The following is a 24188-nucleotide window of genomic DNA, read 5'->3' as shown; positions in this document are numbered from 1 at the left end:
GTATGAAGCATATTATTATAGGAACGGCAGGTCATATAGATCATGGAAAGACTACCTTAATTAAAGCATTAACGGGTAGGGAGACAGATACTTTAAAAGAAGAAAAGGACAGAGGTATTTCTATAAATTTAGGGTTCACTTATTTCGATTTACCATCTGGCAGAAGAGCTGGGCTTATTGACGTTCCAGGTCATGAAAAATTCATTAAAAACATGTTAGCAGGAATAAGTAGCATAGATGTGGTTCTATTGGTTATAGCAGCAGATGAGGGTATTATGCCTCAAACTAGAGAACATTTTGAAATATTGCAATTACTAAATGTTAAGAAGGGAATTATAGTTCTTACAAAAGCAGATTTGGTGGATGCTGAATGGATTGAAATGATTAAAGGTGATTTGAGGGAGGAATTTAAGGGTACATTTTTAGAAAATGCACCTATTCATGCAGTATCCTCAAAAACAAAAATGGGATTTGATGGCTTAGTTAGTGATATTGATAAAATCACAGAAGATGTTTCCGGTAAAGATACGGAAGGCCATTTTAGGTTACCTGTGGATAGAGTATTTTCTGTAAGTGGGTTTGGAACGGTGGTAACTGGAACAATAATAAGTGGAAGAATAAAAGTGGGAGATACGGTAGAAGTATATCCTTCAAAGGTAGTTACAAAGGTTCGCGGCATTCAAATCCATGATAAACCTGAGGAGTTTGGAGAAGCAGGGCAAAGATGTGCTATAAACCTGGCTAATATAAAATTAAATGAAATAGGCAGAGGCGATGTAGTTTCTAAATTAAATATAATGGAGCCTTCATTTTCAATAGATTGTGCGCTTTACTATCTAAAGAGTGCAGAAAAACCACTAGTTAATAGGCAGAGGGTTAGATTATATCATGGAACGGATGAAATCCTTTGTAGAGTTGTTATATTAGATAAAGAAGAAATAGCACCAGGGGAAAGTGCTTATGTACAATTAAGACTGGAAAAACCTATAAATGCTCAAAGAAATGATAGATATGTAATTAGAAGCTATTCACCTATGCATACTATAGCTGGGGGCACTATTATTGAACCTGCTGCGCAAAAGGCTAAAAGATTTAATGAAAAGTATATAGAAGATCTTAAAGTTAAAGAAAGTGGTAAAACTGAAAATATCTTAGAGAATACTCTTAGCAAATTAAGTGGGGATTATCCGGATGCTTCTGTGGTTTTAAAAGCACTAGGCAAAAATGAAGAAGGCATAGAAGATAAATTACAAGCACTGGTAGATGATAATATAATAATTAAATTAACATCTTTAGATAAGACAATATACATACATAAGAGTTTTCTAAAGCAAAAGATAGAGGAAATAGAGGAACTCTTAATAAAGTACCATAGAGAAAATACACTTAAGGGTGGTATGCCAAAAGAGGAAATAAAAAATAAGGTTTTCGGCAAAAATATAAAGCAGAAGACATATGATGAAATGTTATTGCTTATGGAAGATAGAAATGCTATAAAAATATATGAAAAATCTGTATGTTTATACGATTTTAGGATACAATATACAGTGGAGCAAGAAAAATTAAAACAGAGCATTATTGCGGCTTATGATAAGGGTAGGTATAATACCCCTAAATACACTGACTTAGCTATAAATGAGAAGGATAAAAAGACCTTTAAAATGGTTTTTGATTCCCTTATGGATAATGAAGAATTGATAAAAATAGCTGAGGATTGTATTTTTACAAAAGAGCATTATGAAAATTCAAAAATAATAGTATGTAACTACATTAAAGAAAATGGCAGCATAGCGGCAGCCATCGCTAGAGGAGTATTTGACACAAGTCGAAAATTTGCAGTAGCGCTTTTAGAACATTTTGATAGCATAAAATTAACTAAAAGAGTAGAAAATGATAGAGTGCTATATAAAGATAGTTAAAAATAGGGACTAAATATTAATGTATTCGACAAAATTATGCATATTGCTATTGAATATAGTGATAAGATATGCTATAATTAGCATGTTCCTGGGAGTAGATAGGTGCTGGTGTGCCTGCCAGTCTTCAAAACTGTGTTGTCGTGCTAATACCACGATGGGTGTGTTCGATTCACACATATTCCCGCCAATTAAATCGACATATTGCGGCTTAGATACATAATTTTTTATGTTATCTGGGCCGCTTTTTATTATACAAAAAAAGAGCCTTAAGCTCTTTTTTAATTTCCATCGATACCACCAGTTTCTAGGATATCCTCAGTTTCTTCCATATGTTTTATTCCACTATCATTAATTTTATAATTTCCTCTGTCCTCTTGTTTTTTTATAAACTTCTTATTAATTAGTGATTCAAGTGATGCCTTAAATAATCTAAGATCACCTTTACCCTTACCCAAATTAATACCTAACTTTATTTTCGCCACGCTTTGTGGGGATGCAGCTTTATTTTCATAAAGATAGTTTAATACGTTACCTTCAGTTTCTTCTATGTTATCTTTCATAAGTACCTCCTTTAGTAATAAATTTATTTAGCAATAGTATCTAATTATACTACATCAGCTAGTTAATAAAAAGGTATAGTTTAAGGCCGAGATTTTTATATGTGGGTATGCGAGATAAACACAGGTAAGGTTAGCTAACTACGGCATATATTGTAAGGGCGTTCAAATTCATTACTAAATGCTTGAATAATGTCAAAAATAGCTTTCGACATTACTATTGAAAGAGGATATAATGGAAGAATGGTTATTTCAAAATTCTAGAAAAAAAACAAATCGATGTATTAATTTTTAAATATTGGGGGTGACGCTTTGGAATTTGTAATGAATAAAGTAATGAGTATAGACAAAGATGCTGAAAGGTATAGAAAGGGCATTGATGAACTGATAAAAGAAAAACAAGATGAACTTGAAAAAACAATAGTAGATATGAGGAGTAACTTTGAAGAAGAATCTAAAATTATTAAGAGTACTATAAGTAATGAAAAAATAACTAAGGCAGATAATAGAGCTGAAAACATAATAAAAGAAAAGGAAGAAGGATTAAATGATATTAATGCCAAATATCAAATCAATAAATTGAAAATAGTAGATGAAGTATTTAATAGAATAATAAAGTCACTATAGGAGTGAAAATATATGGGAAGTGTTGTTAAGTTTAGTGCTATAAATACTAAAGTAAAGGCAATGATGGGAAAGATGCTGAGCTTAGATCAGTACTCAAAATTACTAAATTGTAAAGACCTTAAAAGCACTCTTAAGGTATTAAAAGAGGAAACTAGCTATGGTGAACTTTTAGAAGCATACAATTTAGAGAAAATTCATCGGGGTGATTTAGAGGTTATTTTACATAAGTATTATATAAGTACTTATAGTAAATTTATAAATTATTTTGATGGTGAATATAGAAGTCTCGTAAAAACTTTTTTTATAAGATGGGAAATAGAAGATTTAAAAGTAATTTTAAGGGGTAAGTATTTAGGCCTTAGCAGTGAGGAAATAGACAAAAAACTAATTGCCAGAAGTTCCTTAAATAAAGTAAATTATGATTACTTATTAGCTTTAAAAAGTGTAGAAGATGTAATAGATGGATTAAAAGGTAGCATATATTATAAGAGTTTAAAAAATTTAGCCAAAGATACAAGTGAAAAAGGTTTGTTTAGAATTGAAACTGAACTTGATTTTGTTTATTTTACGTCAATACGCCGGGAACTTAAGCATTTAGATAAGGAAAACAAAGAAGTAGTATATAGTGTAATGAGCCTTGAAGCAGACCTTTTAAATTTGGGCTGGATATATAGGGGGAAGACTTTTTACAAGATATCTCCAGAGGAACTGTTTAACTATACTATATATAATGGATATAAGCTTTCAAAGGAAAAACTTAAGCAGCTTTGTTATATAAATAATATAGAGGAATTTAACAATATATTAGAAAAAACGCCCTATGCATCCATATATGAAAAGGATGATTATAATTTAATTGAAAAACGAGAACGTGAATTTCAAAAAAAATATTTTAAAAAAATTCTTAGAGAAAATAAAACTAATATTAGTATGGTTATAAGTTATCTTGTTGTTTATAGGATTGAAATAAGAGATATTATATCTATAATAGAACAAAAAAGATATGACATGGATATGAGAGAAGGTATTAATTATGTTTCTGTCACATTATAAATTGTTAACTACCATATAAAAGCGCAGGAGGTGATTTTGTGTCTATAGAAAAAATGCATATGGTTAATTTGGTTGGGGCTATTAAGGATTTTGATAAACTGACTAAAATGTTAGCACTAGAAGGCTGTATGCAACCGGTAAGTGCTTTGCAAGAAATAAATTCGTCAGACTTTGTACTGAAAACTTCCACGGATAATATAGAGGCTTTAATGGATGTAAACTATATAAGACCTTACTTATATGATAAAGAATATAATATAAGTTTAAAATATATTGAGAAGCTTAAGGATGCTCAAAAGACCTTTGGTAAAAGCGTTGAGTACTCTGGCCAAGTTATTTTTGATTTTGATGCAATGGAAAAAGAACTAGAGTCAGTCTATGGCAAATATAAGGTTTTAAGCACAGAACTGGAGGATTTAAAAGAAAAAGAGCAATATCTTAAAAACACTTATGAGGCATTAGAATTTTTAAAGAATGTATCTCTCCCTATGGAAGATATTACTACTATGAAAAATTTTCAAATGGGATTATACAAAGTGCCAAAGGAAAACATGCTTAAAGTAAAAGCAAATTATGAAAATATACCCTCAATAATTCAATCTGTCTATGAAGAAAAGGATTTTGTTATATTTATAGCATTCACTCCAATACTTTTGCTCGTAGAGGCGGAAAGAATTTTTAAATCTGCAAATTGCGAAAAAATTCTAGTACCTGAGCATTACACGGGGGTTCCGAGAGACGTGTCAGTGATAGTTTCCGCGGAAATAAATGAGGCGGAGCAATCTACAGTGAAAATTAAAAAACAACTTAGCAATTTCCTAGATGAAAATTATAAAACTATAAAAAATATTCAAAAGAGTTATGAATTAGAGCAAAAGTCAGGAGAAATAAAAAAAAGTGCGGCTTGTACAAATGAATTTTTTTATCTTTCAGGTTGGATACCTAAAAGTTTTATGGACAAATTTAATAAGCTACTTTTGAGTTTTGATGGTAGAATATTGACCATTAAAAAAGATCCTAATGAAAGAACGAATAAAGATATAGCTCCACCAACAATGCTTATAAATAATAAATTATTCAAACCTTTTGAGAGTATGGTTTTCATGTATGGTGTCCCTAGTTATGGTGAAATAGACCCTACCATGTTTTTTGCAATAACCTATACATTAATGTTTGGTGCTATGTTTGGAGATGCAGGTCAAGGATTAGTATTGTTATTAGCTGGTTTTTTGCTAAAGAATAGGCTAGGTAAAAATAATTTAGGCGGAGTTTTTGAAAGACTTGGGATAAGTTCTATAGTATTTGGATTTCTATATGGAAGCGTATTTGGCTCTGAAACAGTAATCCCAGCCCTTCTAATTAGGCCTATGGAGGATATTAATGACATATTAATTGTGGCAATAATATGTGGATGCGGTTTCCTTGTTTTAGCTTTTATATTAGGAATTACTAACAGCTTAAGGCGGAAAGACTTAGAACGTGGACTTTTTGGAAAAGAAGGACTAGCAGGTTTTATGTTCTATATTGGTGCTTTAACATTAATAGTATCTGTAATTTATAAGAAACCATTATTACCAATAACTATTTGGATAATATATTTTATTTTCTTTTTATTATTGATATTGTTAAAGCAGCCGCTAGCAAATATTATTTTAGGTAAAAAAATATTATTTGAAGATGGAGCTAAGGATTATTTTATAGAATCAAGTTTTGAGGTAGTAGAAACGCTACTATCTATGTTTTCTAATACCCTGTCGTTTATAAGGGTAGGTGCCTTTGCCTTAAATCATGTTGGTTTATTTGTTGCATTTTCTGCTATGGCTTCTATGACTAAAAGCGGATTTGCTTCTGTGTTAATACTAATACTTGGAAATATAGTAATTATATGCCTTGAAGGGCTCATAGTATTTATACAAGGATTAAGACTTGAGTACTATGAATTATTCAGTAAGTATTATGAAGGTGGCGGGGTTAGTTTTGAACCTGTGAAGGTTAAACTTAAGTAACACATATAAAAAGTATGTGTTCATTATTTAAAGTTAACAAGTGTGCAAGTTAATACACTTGATATTAGAGGGAGGAATAATGATTATGACTATATTATTAATGTTAACATTTTGTGTTGTTATAGCTACTATTACTTATGGAGTTGTGGAGCAAAGTAAGATAGATGTTTTAGGTAGACAAAAAATTAAAAAAGCTCTTAAAATAAACTTAGGTGTATTTATACCAGTTATGATGGGGGCTTTAATAGTAAATATTCCAAGCGTAGCTCACGGTGCGGTGGCGGTAGCTGCAAACCCAGCTGCAGGACTTGGGTATTTAGCAGCTGGACTTTCTACAGGACTTGCAACTATTGGTGCTGGCTATGCTGTAGGTGCCGTTGGATCTTCAGCCTTAGGTGCGGTATCAGAAGATCCTAAGATACTTGGAAAAACTCTTATCTTTGTTGGTCTTGGAGAAGGTATTGCTATATATGGACTTATTATATCTATAATGATACTTTCAAAATTATAATTTTTAGGGATATGAAAATAAATAAAAAGTCAAAGATGTGAAGGATATTTTGTATCAGACAAGGAGACAGGTTCCGTTGCTAGTTGGACTATCAGCGGGTTCTGCCGACGAAGTATGATGCAAAATAGACTAGCATACTGACTTGTTATTTATTTGAATGTCCCTTAAGGGAGAGAGGCTTATGAGAAGCTATTTAATAAGTGATAATATAGATACATTTGTAGGCATGCAAATGGCAGGGCTGGAAGGCGTTGTTCTTCACGAAAAAGAAGAAATAGTTAAGAAAATTGAAGAATTAAAAAAAGATAAGTCAATAGGAATAATAATAATAACAGAGAAAATTGCAGCGAAAATACCAGATGAGATAAGCAACATAAAGCTGTCCAAGGAAAGGCTTCTTTTGGTAGAAATTCCAGATAGGCATGGATGGAGCAAAGGTAGTGACGCTATTTTAAGATACGTTAAAGAGGCTATAGGGATTAAGTTATAAAAAAGCATAACAATTGGCAGGAGGTTTGGTTATGACCACCATTGAAGATAAGATAAGTTTGTTTTCTAAGATAATATATGACAAGGTAAATGAAGAAAAAGAAGGAAGGCTAAAAGACTTTAGATCCGAGGCGCAAAAAAGAATAAATGTGGAAAAAGAAAAGATAGAAGAGCTTAGGCGCTGCCTTAAAAGAGATGTGGCAAAAAAATCTGATATTAAAGCAAATGGAATAGTGGCAAAAGAAAGGCTTAAAAAGCAAAGAGAAATGTTATTTCTTAAGGAAAAACTGATTAAAGAGGCTTTAGAAAATGTAGGGCAAAAGCTTGTAGAATTTGCCTCGTTACCGGAATATAAACCTTATTTTTTAAATATATTAGAGAAGACTTTAAAGGAAATAGATAGTGGAGATTACTATATTATAATACTCAAAAGGGATTATGAGAAATTTAAAAGGGAAATTGGGGTCGTACTCAATAATTACAGTGATAGAAATGTGGAAATAAAGATTTCAGAGGAAGACTTTATAGGGGGCATAATACTAAAAGATATTGATGGGAAATTTAAAATAGATAATAGTTTATATTCAAAACTAGAAGAAAGTAAAGAAATAATTGGTGTTAGAGTTATGGAAATGCTAGCCTGAGAATAAGCTGAGAGTTGAGAGATGATTTAATTATTTTGCTGCACTGCAGCTCTCAACTGTCAACTGATTTATGAATGGGAGGAAAGACATGGAAGGAAATATAATGGGAGTAAATGGTCCAGTTATAAAAGCTGAGCACATGAAGGGCTTTAAAATGAGAGAAATGGTTATGGTAGGATTTAAAAAGCTCATCGGTGAAATCATAATATTGGAAGAAGATTATGCAACTATTCAGGTTTATGAAGAAACTAGTGGTCTTAAAATAGGTGAACCTGTAATTTCTACTGGAAGTCCTCTTTCTCTTAAACTGGGACCGGGAATACTAGGGAATATATTTGATGGAATTGAAAGGCCACTAGAAAAAATAAATGAAATGTCTTATGGCTTTTTACCTGAGGGTATAGGCCTAATTTCTCTTGATGAAGAAAAACTTTGGTCCGTAGATATTAACGCAAAGCTTGGAGATGAATTAAAAGAAGGATATATATATGCAAGCGTTCAAGAAACGGAATCTATCATGCATAAGATAATGGTTCCACCAGGGGTATTTGGAACTGTAATCGAGGTAATTAAAAATGGAAACTACAATATAGAAACCACAGTGGTTAAATTAAAACAAGATGAAAAAATTCATGAACTTAAACTTTATCAATATTGGCCTGTAAGAAATCCGAGACCAGTAAAAGATAAAAAAACTATTTTTAAACCTCTTATTACGGGACAAAGGATAATAGACATGTTCTTTCCCATAGCAAAAGGTGGTACTTGCGCCATTCCTGGAGGATTTGGTACTGGAAAGACTATAACCCAGCACCAACTTGCCAAGTGGTCTGATGCGGATATTATAGTGTACATTGGTTGCGGAGAAAGAGGAAACGAAATGACAGAAGTTCTAGAAGATTTCCCGAAACTTATAGATCCTAGAACAAACTTGCCACTTATGAATAGGACTGTACTTATAGCTAATACATCAAATATGCCAGTAGCTGCAAGAGAAGCAAGTGTTTATACTGGTATAACTATAGCAGAATATTTTAGGGATATGGGATATCACGTTGCTATAATGGCGGACTCAACTTCGAGGTGGGCAGAGGCCCTAAGGGAAATCTCAGGAAGACTTGAAGAGATGCCTGCTGAAGAAGGTTATCCAGCCTATCTTCCATCAAGAATTGCAGAGTTTTATGAAAGAGCAGGTTACGTAGAAAACTTAAATGGAAGAGAAGGTTCTGTTACTGTAATTGGTGCAGTTTCACCTGCTGGTGGAGACTTCTCAGAACCTGTTACTCAAAATACTAAAAGATTCGTTTCTGCCTTTTTAGGCCTTGATAAAAAATTAGCTTATGCAAGACATTATCCTGCAATAAACTGGCTATCTAGTTATAGTGGCTATACTTCACTTTTAAAGGATTGGTATGAGGAAAACGTGGCGGAAGACGTAATGGATTTAAGAGCAAAGATGCTTAAGCTTTTATATGAAGAAAATAAGCTTCTAGAGATAGTTAAACTGGTAGGTGAAGATGTGCTTCCAGACGAGCAAAGGCTCATCATAGAGGTAGCTAAATGCCTTAAAATTGCGTTCCTTCAGCAAAATGCCTATAATGCTGTAGATACTTTTGTACCCTTAGGAAAACAATATAAGATGCTTAAAGCTATAGAGTCATTTTATGATAATGGATGTAGGGCAGTAAAAGCTGGGATACCAATTTCTGTTATAATGAATAAAGAATTAATGGAAAAGCTTTATAAAATGAAATACAATGTACCCAACGATAACCCAGAACGTATAGATGATTTAGAAAGTGAACTCGGGAAATATTTTGAGGAACTTATAGAAAGATATAGATAGGTAGATAATAATATATACCTACAGAGACTAGTAAGGAGGTATAAGCACTATGAAGAAAGAATATTTAATGTTAAACAAAGTCCAAGGACCTTTAATTATACTTTCTAATGTGGAAGATGTAGCTTACGATGAAATCGTTGATATATTGGTGGATGGAAAATATAAAAAAAAGGGAAAGGTTGTTCAAATTTATAAAGATAAGGCTATAGTACAAGTTTTTGAAACAACAACTGGGATGTCTGTTAGCAATACTTCAGTGCATTTTAAAGGAGAGTCCTTTAAAATAGCTATTACAAAGGATATATTAGGACGAGAATTTAATGGAATAGGCGACCCACGAGATAATGGTGGAGAGGTTTATTCTTCAAAAAAATATGACGTAAATGGAAGACCTATGAATCCTGTTGCTAGAAGATACCCTAGAGACTATATACAAACAGGAATATCATCAATAGACTGCCTAGCAACCTTAATAAGAGGACAAAAACTTCCTATATTTTCTGGAAATGGTATGGCCCATAATGAATTAGCTGCGCAAATTGTAAGGCAAGCGAAAGTTTCTAGTGAGGAAGATGAGAAATTTTGTATAGTATTTGGAGCTATGGGGATAAAGTATGATGATGCTAATTATTTCAAGAAAAGCTTTGAAGAAGCGGGAGTCTTAGAAAAGGTAGTTATGTTTACGAATTTAGCAGATGATCCTATAGTTGAGAGAATAATAGCTCCTAGATGTGCACTTACTGCTGCAGAATATTTAGCTTTTGAAGAAGATATGCATGTACTTGTAATACTTACAGATATGACCAATTATTGTGAAGCGCTTCGAGAACTATCTTCTTTAAAAGAAGAAGTTCCAAGTAGAAAGGGCTATCCAGGATATTTATATTCTGATTTAGCCTCGCTATATGAAAGAGCTGGCATGATGAAAGGGAAAAAAGGTAGTATAACTCAAATACCAATACTCACCATGCCTAACGATGATATAACGCATCCTGTACCAGATCTTACAGGCTTCATAACGGAAGGGCAAATTGTTTTAAGTAGAGGGATTCAGCAAAGAGACATATATCCACCAGTAAATATTTTATCCTCCCTCTCTAGACTTATGAAAGATGGAATTGGTGAAGGTTTTACTCGCGAAGATCATGGAGATGCATCAAATCAAATATTTGCAGCTTATTCTAGAGTTCAAGATGTAATAGCCCTAGCACAAGTTATAGGAGAAGATGAGCTTTCAGAAATAGATAAGGTATATATGGACTTTGGTAGAGATTTTGAAGAAAGGTTTTTAAAACAGGATTATGATGAAAATAGGGATATGGCAGAAACTTTAGATTTAGCTTGGGAAATTCTTGGTATATTGCCGAGGAATGAATTAGATAGGGTTTCACCTAAAATTTTAGAAAAATATTATAAAGCAGTGGTGAAGTGATATGGAAACCTTTGCGCCAACTAAGTCTACCTTAATGGCTGCTAAAAGTTCTTTGGAATTTTCTGAAAAGGGCTTTGAACTATTAGATAAAAAAAGAAATGTATTAATAAGAGAAATGATGTCTTATGTAGATAAGGCGCGTGTTCTTCAGAATCAGGTAAATATGACTTTTTCAAAGGCATATAAAGCTTTAGAATCCGCAAATATAAATTCAGGAATAATAAAGATGGAAGATATAGCTATGTCTGTAGAAGAAGCTAAAGATTATGAGATTTTATTTAAAAGTGTTATGGGAGTAGAAGTACCAAAAATTATTTTTGATAGAAAAGAAATAGAACCAAAATATGGATTTTACAGAAGTAGCGCATCTATTGATGAGGCAATGAAAGAATTTAATAATGTAAAATACTTAACCTATGAGTTAGCAGAAGTAGAAAATGCTGTATACAGATTAGCCATGGAAGTAAAGAAAACCCAAAAGAGAGCAAATGCACTTCAAAATATACAAATTCCTAAATTTGAGGAAATAGTAAAGTTTGTAACAGAAGTTTTAGAAGAAAAAGAAAGAGAAGATTTTTTTAGGCTAAAAGTAGTAAAAAAGAAGCATAGAAAAGAGGATTAACAATTTAATTAAAGATTTGAAAATATAATGGTATGGCGTGTACTAAGTTAAGAGTACACGCCAAATTTATTTCCATAGCAATAAATTTAGCAAAAGTTAATTTTAATAAAAGAATATTCAAATTATTCAAAATGTGGTATAATGATTTTAGAAAGGGAGGGTAAAATAGGAAAATAATAAGAAGGTTTACGGATAATAAATGAAGTACCAGAGTGCACAAAAGTTTTAGGTTAAATTATTAGTTAGTTTTAAATAATATATGAGAAATATATAATTAAGAACAACATTTTAAATAAATAATAAGAGGTGGAATATGGAAGAATACAGAGGCTATGGAATAGAAGTTATGGAAAATGATGAGAAAGAATATCCATTCAAAGCAATAGCAAAAAAAGAAAAAGAAGAAATAAAACATAAGGGACATAGCAAACTACAAGCCATTGACCTTGTTAAAGAAACCATCAATTTAGCAATAGCCCGAAATAATAAACAATAAAAATTTAGTGTTTTTATAAGTATTTTAAAGAAAAGCATTGCAAATTAATAATATATGTGTTATTCTAAGTGAGTTGAGATTGCAAAATCATTAACATCAAGATTTAATATGATTTAAACATTACCTTTTTAGGCATATAAAGTAAATCAGCTCTTAAATCTTAATATAATTAAAAAGGAGAAATGTTTAAATGGCAGATAAAACTATAATATGCAAAGATTGTTCACAAGAATTCGTATTCACTGAGGGTGAACAGGAATTTTACAAAGAAAAAGGATTCGAAAATGAACCACAAAGATGTCCTGATTGTAGAAGAGCTAAAAAACAACAAAACAATAGAGGATTTCAAAGATAATATTATCTAATAAAAATTACCTGTAGGGATTGATTCCTACAGGTTTTTATTTTGCAAAAAAAATATTGTATAATTTTAGGCAAAGCATGATATAGTATATTGTAGATGAGGTAAATAAAATAATGAGTTAAGTATGCAAAGAGAAAAGGAGCTAGGATAATATGAAAGATATAAAATTAAGTAAAGCTAATATCAGCAAAATTACCATGAATAATGTTAAGGTAGATAATGTGACAATTGCCCAAAAGGAACATATTCATGGGGGAACCTATGAAGGAGAAAGATTAGATGGTGTAAAGAATGGCCAAGGGACTTTTATTTATACGGATGGAAGTAAATATGTAGGTCTTTGGAAAAATAATAAAATGCAAGGAGTGGGAACTCTTACTTGGGCTTGCGGAGAAAAATATGTAGGTGAGTGGAGTGATGATGAGAAACATGGTAGTGGAGTATATACATGGGATGATGGTGAGAGATATATAGGAGATTGGGAAAAAGGTGAAAAAACTGGTCAAGGCATTTGTAATTGGCCTGATGGAGATATCTATGTAGGTGGCTGGAAAGATGGACTTAGGCATGGCGAAGGAATCCATACTTGGGCTACTGGAGATAAATATATAGGGCAGTGGCTAGATGATCAAAGAGAAGGCCTTGGAATGTACATATACGCTGATGGAGAAATAGAAATGGGACAATCTAAAAACAACCAATTGATAAGATAAACCTATTGGTATATTGTGCTTTAAAATTGCGAGACTTTAGCTATTTATGCTAAAGTCTCCAATTTATTCAACGAATATTATATAGTGTATAAAAAATGCTGAAGGATAGGTTGACTAATATGAAACAATGGTATGGAAACACAATGACAAAGGTAGTGAGAATTTTAGATTCAGACAGTAGGTTAGGGCTAGATGAAAACAAAATTAAACATATGAGGGAAAAACATGGCGAAAATCTTATATTAAAGCCAAAAACTCAAAGCCTTTTAACTTTGATTTTTGAAGAAATAAGACAATTATGGATGGTTGTATCCTTTATTTTTATAGCTATGTTATTCTACAACGGGTTAACTGCTATAGCATGCTTTGTAACTTTAATAATGATAATAAGTGTTGCAATGTTAATTAATGGAGACTACAGAGAAGAAAAAAGTTTGATGGCAATTGATAATTTAAACACAGCTTTTTCTTATGTACTGCGAGATGGAAAGAGATGTAAAATAGCTTGTGAAGAAATAGTAGTTGGCGATATGTTTTTTTTAGAAAAAGGTAGCTATGTGGCAGCGGATATTAGAATAATAGAATGCGAAGATCTTAAGGTGCGTGAAGTTGCTGTAACAGGTGAAAAACATGAAGTGGAAAAGTACTCTATGAAGATAGAGGGAGGGGTAATAAATCTTTCTCAAATAAAGAATATGGTTTTTAAATCATCTATTGTTACTGAAGGATTTGGACTAGGTATAGTTATTGCTACTGGGATGAATACGCAAATTGGTAAAATAGCAAGTGCGTTACTGGAATATAAAAATGATAATAGGGTATTTACTAAAAGTTTAAATAAAATTCTAAATAAAGCAACGCAAGTTACTATAATAGTAGCTGCCATAACTTTACTTTTTACCCTATACAATAAATTTTCAATTCATGAAATTATAAACACTCTTATATATGTGTTTATGACATCTTATTCGCCAATTTATATTATAATATTATTTTTATTTTTTAATATTATATTCCGTGGATTTAAGAAGAAGAATATGTACATAAAGAGTATTTCTGCTATATATTTTATCAAGGACATTACTACAATATTTACAAAGAAGATTGGTTGTATTTCTGAGAATGTACTTATTTTTAGACAAGTGTATTGTGACAATATGCTTGTTGATGTGCAAAAACAAGGTGTTGTTATGGAAGACACTATGGAAAGAATAATCAGTATAGCATTACTTTGCAATGATGCTATACTAGAAAGTGGGGGAGCGTCTTATAGTGAAAATGATAATTCTATTGAGAACTTAGCAGAATATGCAATTCTTAAATTTTGTAATGAAGAATTGGCAGAAAAAAGTAGATTAGAAATGAAACAAGAAAGAGTTTTTAAAATACCTTATGATCCTGATAGGTTGATAAAAACTGTTGTGAATAAGATTGAGGATAGGTATAGAGCTAATGTATCAGGGGGTCTTGATAGTTTATTAAATAAGTGTACACATATTTTAATTAATGGTGTGGAAAAGGAAATTAAAGAAATTGATATTAAAACCATTATAAATGTTCATATAGGCATGTCTAATAGTGCTTATAATGTTATAGGGTTTGGATATAGAAATTTCAATTATGAACCTAGCATTGATGAAAACATTGAAAGCAATTTAGTTTTTGTAGGTCTAATGGGCTTTGAAAATCCTATAAAAAATAGTTCATATGCAGCAGTGAAAAACTGTGCGGACATAAATATTAAGCTTATTATAGATGAAGAAGATAATAAACTAGCTTGCTTAGCTTTTGGAAAACTAATAGGTCTTACACAGAAAAAAGAAGAAGTTTTATCTGGGGTAGAAATAGATTATATGGACAAAGAAGAATTTGAAAAAAATATTGAGGGCGTTAGCATTTTCTCCAAAATCTTATCTAAACATAAAAGTGAGATTGTGAACTGCTTAAATTCTAAAGGTCATTCTATAGCTTCAGTAGGGGATAGGTTAACGGATTTGGAATACCTTAATAAGTCCCGTATATCCATTTCAACAGGAAATGAATGTAGCACGGTAGTAAGAAAGTTATCAAGCTTATTTTTACAAGAAAATGATTTAAGCGAAATAATTAATTTAGTTCAACATAGTAAAAAGATTATTAACTATATAAATGAATTGGGCTTATTTGTAAGTGTAGCAGGGTTTAGTGAAATCATTATGATATTAGTTTGTTTAATTACTAAAAGCCAAATGCCATTTACACTTATTGAAATTTTATATTTAAATTTTATAATTATACCTTGCTCAGGGATGTCAATTCTATTTCAAAACAGGAATACAGATCAAGACATGAAAGATATTAACTATAAATATATAAAAAGAGTTTCTATAATAAATTCATTTATTACTAGTGGTACATATTTTTTAATTTTGGGCTTAATGGGTGAATTTACAATTATTAGCACAGCGCACATAGGCTTTATTATTTTTGTTTTATACCAAAACATATTCTCCATAACCTTAATATATGAAAAACATTTTTTGAAAAATAAAATTTCTTATATTTTGTCACTTTTTAATATAGGATTACAGTTTATATTTATTTTTATGTGCATTTTTAATATTCTTACTTAACCACAGCTGGAAAAATGAAAAATAAGCAAAAATACCCTGATTAATTTTAATATTTGTTGGATAAAATAAAATTGTGGAGGTGTGAAAATGCTTGAAAATATATTTGAAACAAAGATAGTAGGAAGTAATACAATTTTTTTAGATATACCAGAAGAAGAGTATTTTATAAGTTATAATAATTTATCGGAAAAAGCGGCTGAGGAAATTACTTATAATTATTTTAAAATAAGAAATAAAATGGGCATACCTCATGTAAAACAGATTCATGCCATTCCTAATATCCACAATGTTGAGATTATAATAGAAATAGAAAAGGATGGAACAAATTAATATGTTCTTTTTAACAAATAAATTTTCAAGTAAGACAGTATATTATGGCTAGACCTTTAGTGTATTATGCAGTATCAATTTTTATGGGATGCTTTACGTTTTTAATTTTAATTAATAGTCCTATTTTAGGTGCAGTTATAGCTGCATCTTTTTTAGCTGTTATGTATTTCAATATAGATAAAAAATTTTATTATTTAATACTTTGTTTTTTTATTACTTCTGCAATAAATTATTATTCTTATTTTAATATCAACCTGCCAAATGCACAAAAGGTGAAAGTTCGGATTTCAGACAAAAGTAACTATTTTTGCTATGCAAAATCTAATAACAAGAAAATTATTTTAGAAGGTAATATCTTTGAATTAACGGAGGGAAGAAATGTTTGGATAACTGGTAATTTTAAAAAAATGCCAGTTTATGAAAGAGGTATAGTTGGAACATATATAGTAAATGATTATAAAATATGTGATGAGGATTTAATATCAAAGGTTGAAAGTTTCAGAAAAGACTTATATCAAAAATTTTCTAAAGTACTTGGAAAAGAAAAAACTGCACTAGTTATGGCTGTATGTTTTGGAGACAGTGGCTTTATTGAAAAGACGCAAAAGGAAGATTTTAAGAAATTAGGCATCAGTCATGTTATAAGCGTTTCAGGACTACATATGTCAATAGTGTATAAAGCATTGGAAATTATTATTGGTTATAAAATTGCTCTTTTATTTTCTTTTTTATATATGATATTTACAGGAGGGCAAGCATCTACTATAAGGGCTTTTATAATGATTTTTATATTAAAAATATCAAGTAAAGTTTATAAAAAATATGATAGTTTGTCATCTATTAGCCTAGCTGCAATTATACTATTGTTATTTAGACCTTTTTATATTCTTGATATTGGGTTTATGCTTTCTTTTCTTTGTGTTCTTGGAATTATATTGTTTAATAAGAAAATAAAAAAGGTGCTATATAAGCTTCCCAAAGGTTTAAATGAATCTTTTAGTTTAAGCATAAGTTCTCAAATATTTTCATTGCCCTATGCAATTTGCACATTAAAAACTTTTAGCTTCGGATTTCTCTTTAGCAACTTATTGTTATTACCTTTTTATACCGTAGTTGTGGTTTTAGGAAATATAGGACTTGTCCTTAGCGGTGTCCAAGAATTGTTTAATTTAATAAATTATGGTTTGTATACCATTTTAACAATTATAGAATTTATTCAAAAAATTTTAGGCATAATGTTACCAGAAATAGTTTACTTTTCTTATATAGAGAGTTTAGTTGTATTTGGGTTATATCTGTGTTATCTTGGAATTAAAAGTGGCTATGAGCAATTTAAGTACATTCCCCTTTGTGTTATTTTTGTTTTTGCATATCAAAATTATAAAGTTTTCCCAGAGATTAGCTATATAAGTATAAATAATAATGATATAGTTTTAATACAATATAGAAGTGATACAATTGCAGTGACCACAGGTAACATCAATGTGAATGATCTAAAAGTGCCTGTAAAAGTAGATAATGTTTTTCGAGGGTACAAAGGAGATTCAACTATGAATCTTTCTAGTAAAGCTATTATTAGGTTAATCAGTCATGGTAATAAATTAGAAGCACAAGTATGCTTTTTAGAAAAATCAAATATAAAACCTAATCTAGAGGCTTTTAATAATACGGGTAGTGAGTTTACAGCATATAAAAGCATTATAAAATTAAAAAAGGATGAAACTTATACGCCTAAAGGTACAATAATAAATAAACATATAATTCTAGGAAACAAAATTTTAAAATTTTAACAGGGGTTGGTGGAAATATTTTGATTAATTTTACGGATTTAGAGAAAAAGTTAAAGAAACATGAATTAGATAATTGTTACGTATTTTGCGGATCGGATGAAAAATTAATAAAGCACCATGTTAAATTTGTAACTGATAATGTGTTGAAAAGTGATTTTATGGATTTGAATTATTCGAAATTTGATGGTAACAAAGCTGATTTTGAGGCAATTATTGAATCTTGTGAAACTATGCCTTTTATGAGTGATAAAAAAGTAGTGGTGGTATATAGAGCGTCATTTTTAAGCGATAGTGGCGGAAGTAAAACTTCCGGGGATTTGAAAAGTGAGAATTTCCAATTGCTAAATGAATATTTAAGCAATCCTGCACCTCATTGCATTTTAATTATATATTATGTGTTTTCGAATGATAGAGAGAAACCAAGTGCTAAAATTAAAAAATTAGAAAAAAAAGCCTGCGTTATAAAAGTTGATAAATTAAGAGGTGAAGTTCTCCAGAAAAAATGTATGGATTTGTTCCAAGCTGCAGGTAGTAAAATAGGGAAATCAGAACTTACACTATTTTGTAGCCAGGTAGACAATAACATGGATATCATAGTTAATGAAGTAGAAAAATTAGTTTCTTATGCAGAGGGAAGAGACATTACAAAAGATGATATTTTGGCTATGATGCCTCAAAAGAGTGAAAATGATATTTTTAATTTAGTTGATTATTTGTCTCAGAAAAATATTAAAAGAGCTTTAGATATTTTAAATGAACTTATATATAAGGGAGAGAAGATTCCGCTTATACTATTTATGATAGCCAGGCAATTCAATCTTTTATTTAATATTAAATTAGGTATTGAAAGCGGGAAAACAAAAGAAATTTTGGCGGGGGAGTTAAGGCTTCATCCTTATATATGTGAAAAAATGATATCGCAGAGTATGAAATTTACTTTAAAAGGGCTAAAGAGAAATATTGAGCTATGCCTTGATGCGGAAAAAACACTGAAAAGTACTTCTACTGATAATAAGATAAATATTGAAGTCTTTATGATAAAGACTGTTATGTAGCAAAAAAAAATAAAAACCGGTGGACATCACCGGTTGTTTATTATGCAGTTAAACTTAAGTTGTTTAACTTCGCTGCGAGTCTTGATTTTCTTCTTGCTGCTTTATTAATGTGAAGAATTCCTTTTGTTACAGCCATATCTAAAGCTTTAACCACGTTTGCATATGTAGCTTTAGCTTCTTCAACGTTGCCAGTAACGACAGCTGTTTCGAATTTCTTTACCTTAGTTTTTAAAGCTGATTTAATCATTGTATTTCTCAATGTCTTAACCTCAGTAACTTTAATTCTCTTTTTTGCTGATTTAATATTTGCCATTCATTTTCACCCCCCTTTGTATTTAATCCGTATCAGCAGTTTTGGGGAAAACCGCATACGAGTCTATTTAATAGACAATAGACAATTGATATTATAGCATTAAAATTAAAGCACTTCAAGTTAAACTTATCCTACATATAGAAATTTTAATATAATGTTAAATTTTATAGAAATGTAAAATTTGAATAAATACTTTTTAAGAATAGGAAAAGGCTATTAGGAAAAGCTAATATTAAAATTTAGTTGAGGTGAAATTATGATAAGTATAAGAACAGACTTAGCGGTGGAAGCTAAAGAGATATACAGTGCAGAGAGTAATGGCAAGACCAGCGGTGTTGATGTAGAAGAGTATAGCGAGGGTGATATTAAAATTACTAATGTAAAAATAGTCAGCGATGTTGGAGAAAAAATGATGGGAAAACCAAAAGGTACATATATAACTATTGATATCCCAGAATTTGTTCACTATGATGGTGAGGCTATGGACAGGGTAAGTGTTGTAATGGGAAAGGTATTGAAGCCATTAATAAAACTCGAAAATAGTATGACGGCCCTTGTGGTTGGGCTTGGTAATTGGAACGTTACTCCTGATGCTATAGGTCCGAAAGTTGTTTCAAAAATAATGGTTACTAGGCATTTAAAACAATTAGTGCCGGATTCCATAGATGAAGGCATAAGGCCAGTGTGTGCTATATCACCGGGGGTGCTAGGAATAACTGGTATGGAAACAGGCGAAATTATCAGAGGCGTGGTTGAGAAAATTAAACCTAATTTAGTAATTTGCATTGATGCATTGGCGTCAAGGAAGATGGATAGAGTAAATAGAACAATACAAATAGGGACCTCTGGAATTTCTCCTGGAGCTGGAATAGGAAATCGGAGGATGCAAATAAATGAAGAAGCACTTGGAGTACCCGTTATAGCTATTGGGGTCCCAACAGTGGTGGATGCAGCAACGCTAGCTAATGATACCATTGACTTAGTACTTGATGAGATGATTAGAACCGCAAATTCAGGGGGAGAATTTTATAATATGCTTAAATCCATTGATAAGGAAGAAAAGCAAAAGATGATAACCGAGATATTAAATCCATATGTTGGTAATCTTGTAGTTACACCAAAGGAAATTGATATGGTTATAAATTCTCTTTCTAAAATCATTGCAAGCGGCCTTAATATAGCCTTGCAGCCAGCGCTAAACCTGGAGGACATAAATAAGTTTTTAAACTAGTAATAAATTTCTATATTCCCTCATATATATTGTAAAAACAGGGGGGATAAAAATGAACTTTTCAAAACACACTATTAAAAAGAATAGTAATGTGAGAATTGCTTTTAGTATTTTCACATTACTACTTATTTTTTTATTTGGAATCATTTTACCTAAAAATGCTGTGGCCTACAGTGAAGGAAATTATTTAAATTACTTTTATGTTAAGGCTATTGATAATACATTATCTGTAATTAGGTCCCTAGGCAATCAGGAGCAGTTTCCCAAAAGTGAAAGTAGTTTAAAATTACAAACACTATCATTTCTAGGGATAGACATTTCGAATCCTATATCAATAATAACAAGAGAAATTTCATATCTGAATGAAAATGAAACTAGTGGGGATGCAAAAGATAATAGCAATAAAGTAAACAATTTAAAAACATTTATTCTTAATCCCTTTAATTTAGGAGAAAAACAAATAAGTAAGGCCGAAGCTACAAATCAAAAATCTAATGTCATTGCAAACCTTTATAATCCTAAATTGAAAAAAACTCTAAATAATGCAAAGCCAGAAGTGCTTATATATCATTCTCATACCTCGGAAGCTTATTTAGCCTCAGAGAAGGATACAACCAAAGTTAGTGATAGTTTGGATGGGACAAAAAATGTAACGGCTGTAGGAGATGTAATAGAAGAGGAACTAGAAAAGAATTATGGAATTGCGGTTATACATGATAAAACTGTGAATGATAAAGGTGATTATTATGGGGCCTACAAAAAATCAGGAGTTACTTTAGATAAGTATTTAAAGGAATATGGAGATTTTAAATTAATTATAGATTTACATAGAGATAGTAAAAAGGCAGTAACTACTAAATTAAATGGGGAAGATGTTGCTAAATTTATGTTTGTGGTGACACAGAAAAACCCTAGATATGCCAAGCAAAAGAAATTAATAGATTCCATGATAGGAACATCAAATAAACTATTTCCAGGTCTTTTAGAGCCCAAAGAAATCTGTACTTATGATTACGGCATGAGTTTCTATAACCAGAATAGAAGTGATAATGCTTTGCTAATTGAAGTAGGCTCAGATAGTAATACTATTGGAGAGGTAAAAAATACTGGTAAGTATTTAGCAAGAATAATTGCAGAGCAAATAAATGGGAAAAGTGAATAATATATTTTAAAAAGTGCATCCTTATTAAGGTGAAGATAATAATTAGTAATTGTTATCTATCTGTTAGAACCCTAGGAGGCACTTTTTATGCGTAAAAAAGGCAAAATTAAATATATTCTTGTGATTTTTATTTGTTTTTCTATATTCATATATGGATTTATTAAAGTTAATATAACTAAGACAAAAGGTGAGAGACAAAAATCGAAGTTCACGATGGATTTAAAATATAAACCCTTTGATTTGAGAATAGAGACAAAGGACTATGTTTTTTATGTAAATAATAAAGTTTTGGATGATATGAAAGCAAAGTGTAGGGATGTATATAATGAAGTTATATCAAAATAATACAAATATTAACACAGGAAGTGAAATAAGTGCCCTATAAAAGTTCTTTGTGTTGACAAAGTTCTAGACATTTATGATATAATTTAAGTTGTTTTGTAAAAACTAATATACTTTGTGGCAGATCACCATAATAAAAAGTGGAATATAAAGTATATTTAGGTTATGCTAAAGAGAATAATTAAATTTATATACAATAACGGGGGTAAAAATTAATGCAGAGTGATAGACAAAAATACATAAGAAATTTTTCCATAGTTGCACATATAGATCACGGCAAGTCTACTCTTGCGGATAGGTTATTAGAAAAGACAGGTACCTTAACTAAAAGAGAAATGGAAGAACAGGTACTTGATACTATGGACCTAGAAAGAGAAAGAGGTATTACTATAAAATCTCAACCAGCTAGGCTTGTTTATAAAAGGGATAATGGCGAAGAATACATATTAAATCTTATAGACACTCCAGGACATGTAGATTTTAATTATGAGGTTTCAAGGAGTTTAGCCGCTTGTGAAGGAGCAGTGCTTGTAGTTGATGCATCTCAAGGAATTCAAGCTCAGACCCTGGCAAACTGTTATCTTGCATTAGATAATAATCTTGATATTGCACCAGTTATTAATAAAATAGACCTTCCCAGTGCAAGACCAGAAGAGGTTATTAAGGAAATTGAGGATGTTATCGGAATTGAAGCTCAGGATGCTCCTCTAATTTCAGCTAAGACTGGACTTAATATAGAGGATGTTTTAGAAACCGTAGTAAAGAAGATTTCACCACCTAGTGGCGACGCCCAGGCTCCACTTAAGGCATTAATTTTTGATTCTTCCTATGATAGTTATAAGGGTGTTGTATGCTATGTAAGAGTTAGAGATGGTAAAATTAGGCAAGGAACTAAGATTAAGTTAATGAATACGAGCAAAATCTATGATGTAATAGAAGTTGGAGTTTTTGTTCCAAATTATCTGCCTGTACCTGAGCTAAGTGCTGGGGATGTTGGATATATAACTGCATCTATAAAAAATGTTAGGGATGCGAGGGTTGGGGATACAGTAACAGAGGCTGATAGGCCAGCGCTAGAGCCACTTACGGGATATAGACCAGCGGTGCCTATGGTATTTAGTGGTATTTATCCTGTAGATGGTTCTAGATATGGAGAATTAAAAGAAGCATTAGAAAAACTTCAGTTAAATGATGCAGCCTTAGGTTTTGAACCAGAGACGTCTATTGCTTTAGGTTTTGGATTTAGATGTGGATTCTTAGGTCTTCTGCATATGGAAATAGTGCAAGAGAGAGTGGAAAGAGAATTTAATTTAGATATTATTACAACAGCTCCTTCAGTTATATATAAAGTAATGAAAACTAATGGGGAATTAATTGAAATAACAAATCCTACAAATCTTCCAGAGCCTACAGAAATTAATTATATGGAAGAACCAATAGTTAAAGCTTCCATCATAACACCATCAGAACATTTAGGAACAGTTATGGAGTTATGCCAACAAAAAAGAGGCGTATACATTGATATGAACTATATAGAAACCACTAGAGTAGTTGTAAATTATGAATTGCCTCTTAATGAAATAGTATATGACTTTTTCGATGCCTTAAAATCAAGAACAAAAGGCTATGCATCTTTTGACTATGAATTAAAAGGATACGTCAAGGCAACCCTTGTAAAGTTGGATATTTTGCTTAAAGGAGAAAAAGTTGATGCTCTTTCTATGATTGTTCCTGAAGAAACAGCTTCTCATAGAGGGCGAGTTATGTGTGAAAAATTAAAAGAACATATACCAAGACAAATGTTCGAAATTCCAATACAAGCAGCTATAAACGCAAAGGTAATTGCAAGAGAAACTGTAAAAGCAATGAGAAAAGATGTTTTAGCTAAATGCTATGGAGGAGATATTTCAAGAAAGAGAAAATTATTAGAAAAACAAAAAGAAGGTAAAAAGAGAATGAGACAAGTTGGAAGTGTAGAAGTTCCACAAGAAGCATTTATGGCTATACTTAAGGTAGATTAATTAAAATAATGGAGAGTTGAGAGGTAGAGAAAACTCTCAACTCTCAATTTTCA

Annotated in this window: 23 protein-coding genes and 1 tRNA gene; 22 read left to right on the top strand and 2 right to left on the bottom strand. The window is 31.1% G+C overall.

The window, feature by feature from the left end; all coding sequences use genetic code 11:
- The first annotated feature begins 2 nt into the window (after positions 1-2).
- Complete coding sequence (gene selB, locus G9F70_RS17870) at positions 3-1919, top strand: selenocysteine-specific translation elongation factor (RefSeq protein ID WP_164944481.1); 1917 nt, start codon at positions 3-5, stop codon at positions 1917-1919.
- 90 nt (positions 1920-2009) lie between these two features.
- Positions 2010-2106: transfer RNA gene (locus G9F70_RS17865), tRNA-Sec, on the top strand.
- A gap of 91 nt (positions 2107-2197) precedes the next feature.
- Here the strand turns inward: G9F70_RS17865 and G9F70_RS17860 are convergent.
- Complete coding sequence (locus G9F70_RS17860) at positions 2198-2479, bottom strand: hypothetical protein (protein WP_164944480.1); 282 nt, start codon at positions 2477-2479, stop codon at positions 2198-2200.
- A gap of 309 nt (positions 2480-2788) precedes the next feature.
- On the opposite strand from G9F70_RS17860, the gene G9F70_RS17855 reads away from it, so the two are divergent.
- The 16 genes from G9F70_RS17855 (at position 2789) to holA (ending at position 19066) form a co-directional block, all read left to right on the top strand.
- Positions 2789-3103 (top strand): hypothetical protein, encoded by a 315-nt coding sequence (locus G9F70_RS17855; RefSeq protein WP_164944479.1) that lies wholly within the window; start codon positions 2789-2791, stop codon positions 3101-3103.
- A gap of 12 nt (positions 3104-3115) precedes the next feature.
- Entirely contained in the window at positions 3116-4156 is a 1041-nt protein-coding gene (locus tag G9F70_RS17850; protein ID WP_164944478.1) for a V-type ATPase subunit, read from the top strand.
- Between the two features lie 38 nt (positions 4157-4194).
- Positions 4195-6162, top strand: a complete 1968-nt coding sequence (locus G9F70_RS17845; protein ID WP_164944477.1) for a V-type ATP synthase subunit I — start codon at positions 4195-4197, stop codon at positions 6160-6162.
- An 85-nt stretch (positions 6163-6247) separates the two neighbouring features.
- A complete protein-coding gene (locus G9F70_RS17840) occupies positions 6248-6673 on the top strand; it encodes an ATP synthase subunit C (RefSeq protein WP_164944476.1) in 426 nt (141 codons plus the stop codon).
- A 181-nt stretch (positions 6674-6854) separates the two neighbouring features.
- The gene (locus G9F70_RS17835; RefSeq protein ID WP_164944475.1) at positions 6855-7163 is read left to right on the top strand and encodes a V-type ATP synthase subunit F; all 309 of its coding nucleotides are present in this window, start codon (positions 6855-6857) and stop codon (positions 7161-7163) included.
- Between the two features lie 31 nt (positions 7164-7194).
- On the top strand, positions 7195-7806 hold the full coding sequence (locus tag G9F70_RS17830; protein ID WP_164944474.1) for a V-type ATP synthase subunit E: 612 nt from the start codon (positions 7195-7197) through the stop codon (positions 7804-7806).
- 88 nt (positions 7807-7894) lie between these two features.
- Complete coding sequence (locus tag G9F70_RS17825) at positions 7895-9652, top strand: V-type ATP synthase subunit A (RefSeq protein ID WP_187352968.1); 1758 nt, start codon at positions 7895-7897, stop codon at positions 9650-9652.
- Positions 9653-9701: 49 nt separating this feature from the next.
- Positions 9702-11084: a V-type ATP synthase subunit B gene (locus G9F70_RS17820; protein ID WP_164944472.1), complete on the top strand. Its 1383-nt coding sequence runs from the start codon at positions 9702-9704 to the stop codon at positions 11082-11084.
- Position 11085: 1 nt separating this feature from the next.
- Positions 11086-11706, top strand: coding sequence for a V-type ATP synthase subunit D (locus G9F70_RS17815; protein ID WP_164944471.1), 621 nt, complete (start codon positions 11086-11088; stop codon positions 11704-11706).
- Between the two features lie 313 nt (positions 11707-12019).
- Positions 12020-12202, top strand: a complete 183-nt coding sequence (locus G9F70_RS17810; RefSeq protein WP_164944470.1) for a hypothetical protein — start codon at positions 12020-12022, stop codon at positions 12200-12202.
- Positions 12203-12392: 190 nt separating this feature from the next.
- Entirely contained in the window at positions 12393-12557 is a 165-nt protein-coding gene (locus G9F70_RS17805; RefSeq protein WP_124998203.1) for a zinc-ribbon domain-containing protein, read from the top strand.
- A 161-nt stretch (positions 12558-12718) separates the two neighbouring features.
- Positions 12719-13279: an MORN repeat-containing protein gene (locus G9F70_RS17800; RefSeq protein ID WP_224617652.1), complete on the top strand. Its 561-nt coding sequence runs from the start codon at positions 12719-12721 to the stop codon at positions 13277-13279.
- Positions 13280-13398: 119 nt separating this feature from the next.
- Positions 13399-15891, top strand: a complete 2493-nt coding sequence (locus G9F70_RS17795; protein WP_164944469.1) for a cation-transporting P-type ATPase — start codon at positions 13399-13401, stop codon at positions 15889-15891.
- Positions 15892-15978: 87 nt separating this feature from the next.
- Complete coding sequence (locus G9F70_RS17790; protein WP_164944468.1) at positions 15979-16221, top strand: hypothetical protein; 243 nt, start codon at positions 15979-15981, stop codon at positions 16219-16221.
- 44 nt (positions 16222-16265) lie between these two features.
- Positions 16266-18011, top strand: coding sequence for a ComEC/Rec2 family competence protein (locus G9F70_RS17785; RefSeq protein ID WP_164944467.1), 1746 nt, complete (start codon positions 16266-16268; stop codon positions 18009-18011).
- 20 nt (positions 18012-18031) lie between these two features.
- Entirely contained in the window at positions 18032-19066 is a 1035-nt protein-coding gene (gene holA, locus G9F70_RS17780; RefSeq protein WP_164944466.1) for a DNA polymerase III subunit delta, read from the top strand.
- Between the two features lie 40 nt (positions 19067-19106).
- Here the strand turns inward: holA and rpsT are convergent, their stop codons facing one another.
- Positions 19107-19379: a 30S ribosomal protein S20 gene (gene rpsT, locus G9F70_RS17775; RefSeq protein ID WP_164944465.1), complete on the bottom strand. Its 273-nt coding sequence runs from the start codon at positions 19377-19379 to the stop codon at positions 19107-19109.
- 256 nt (positions 19380-19635) lie between these two features.
- Here rpsT and gpr point away from each other — a divergent pair, with 256 nt between their 5' ends.
- From gpr to lepA, 4 genes are all read left to right on the top strand, one after another.
- The gene (gpr, locus tag G9F70_RS17770) at positions 19636-20610 is read left to right on the top strand and encodes a GPR endopeptidase (protein ID WP_164944464.1); all 975 of its coding nucleotides are present in this window, start codon (positions 19636-19638) and stop codon (positions 20608-20610) included.
- A 52-nt stretch (positions 20611-20662) separates the two neighbouring features.
- Positions 20663-21772, top strand: a complete 1110-nt coding sequence (locus G9F70_RS17765) for a stage II sporulation protein P (protein ID WP_164944463.1) — start codon at positions 20663-20665, stop codon at positions 21770-21772.
- Positions 21773-21859: 87 nt separating this feature from the next.
- Positions 21860-22117, top strand: a complete 258-nt coding sequence (locus G9F70_RS17760; protein ID WP_164944462.1) for a hypothetical protein — start codon at positions 21860-21862, stop codon at positions 22115-22117.
- Between the two features lie 212 nt (positions 22118-22329).
- Positions 22330-24135: a translation elongation factor 4 gene (gene lepA, locus G9F70_RS17755; RefSeq protein ID WP_164944461.1), complete on the top strand. Its 1806-nt coding sequence runs from the start codon at positions 22330-22332 to the stop codon at positions 24133-24135.
- Positions 24136-24188: the final 53 nt, after the last annotated feature.

It is taken from the genome of Clostridium sp. FP1 (assembly GCF_011065975.2).
GTDB classification, from domain to species: domain Bacteria; phylum Bacillota; class Clostridia; order Clostridiales; family Clostridiaceae; genus Clostridium_AD; species Clostridium_AD tagluense.
This window is presented reverse-complemented; position numbering and strand designations above follow the sequence as displayed.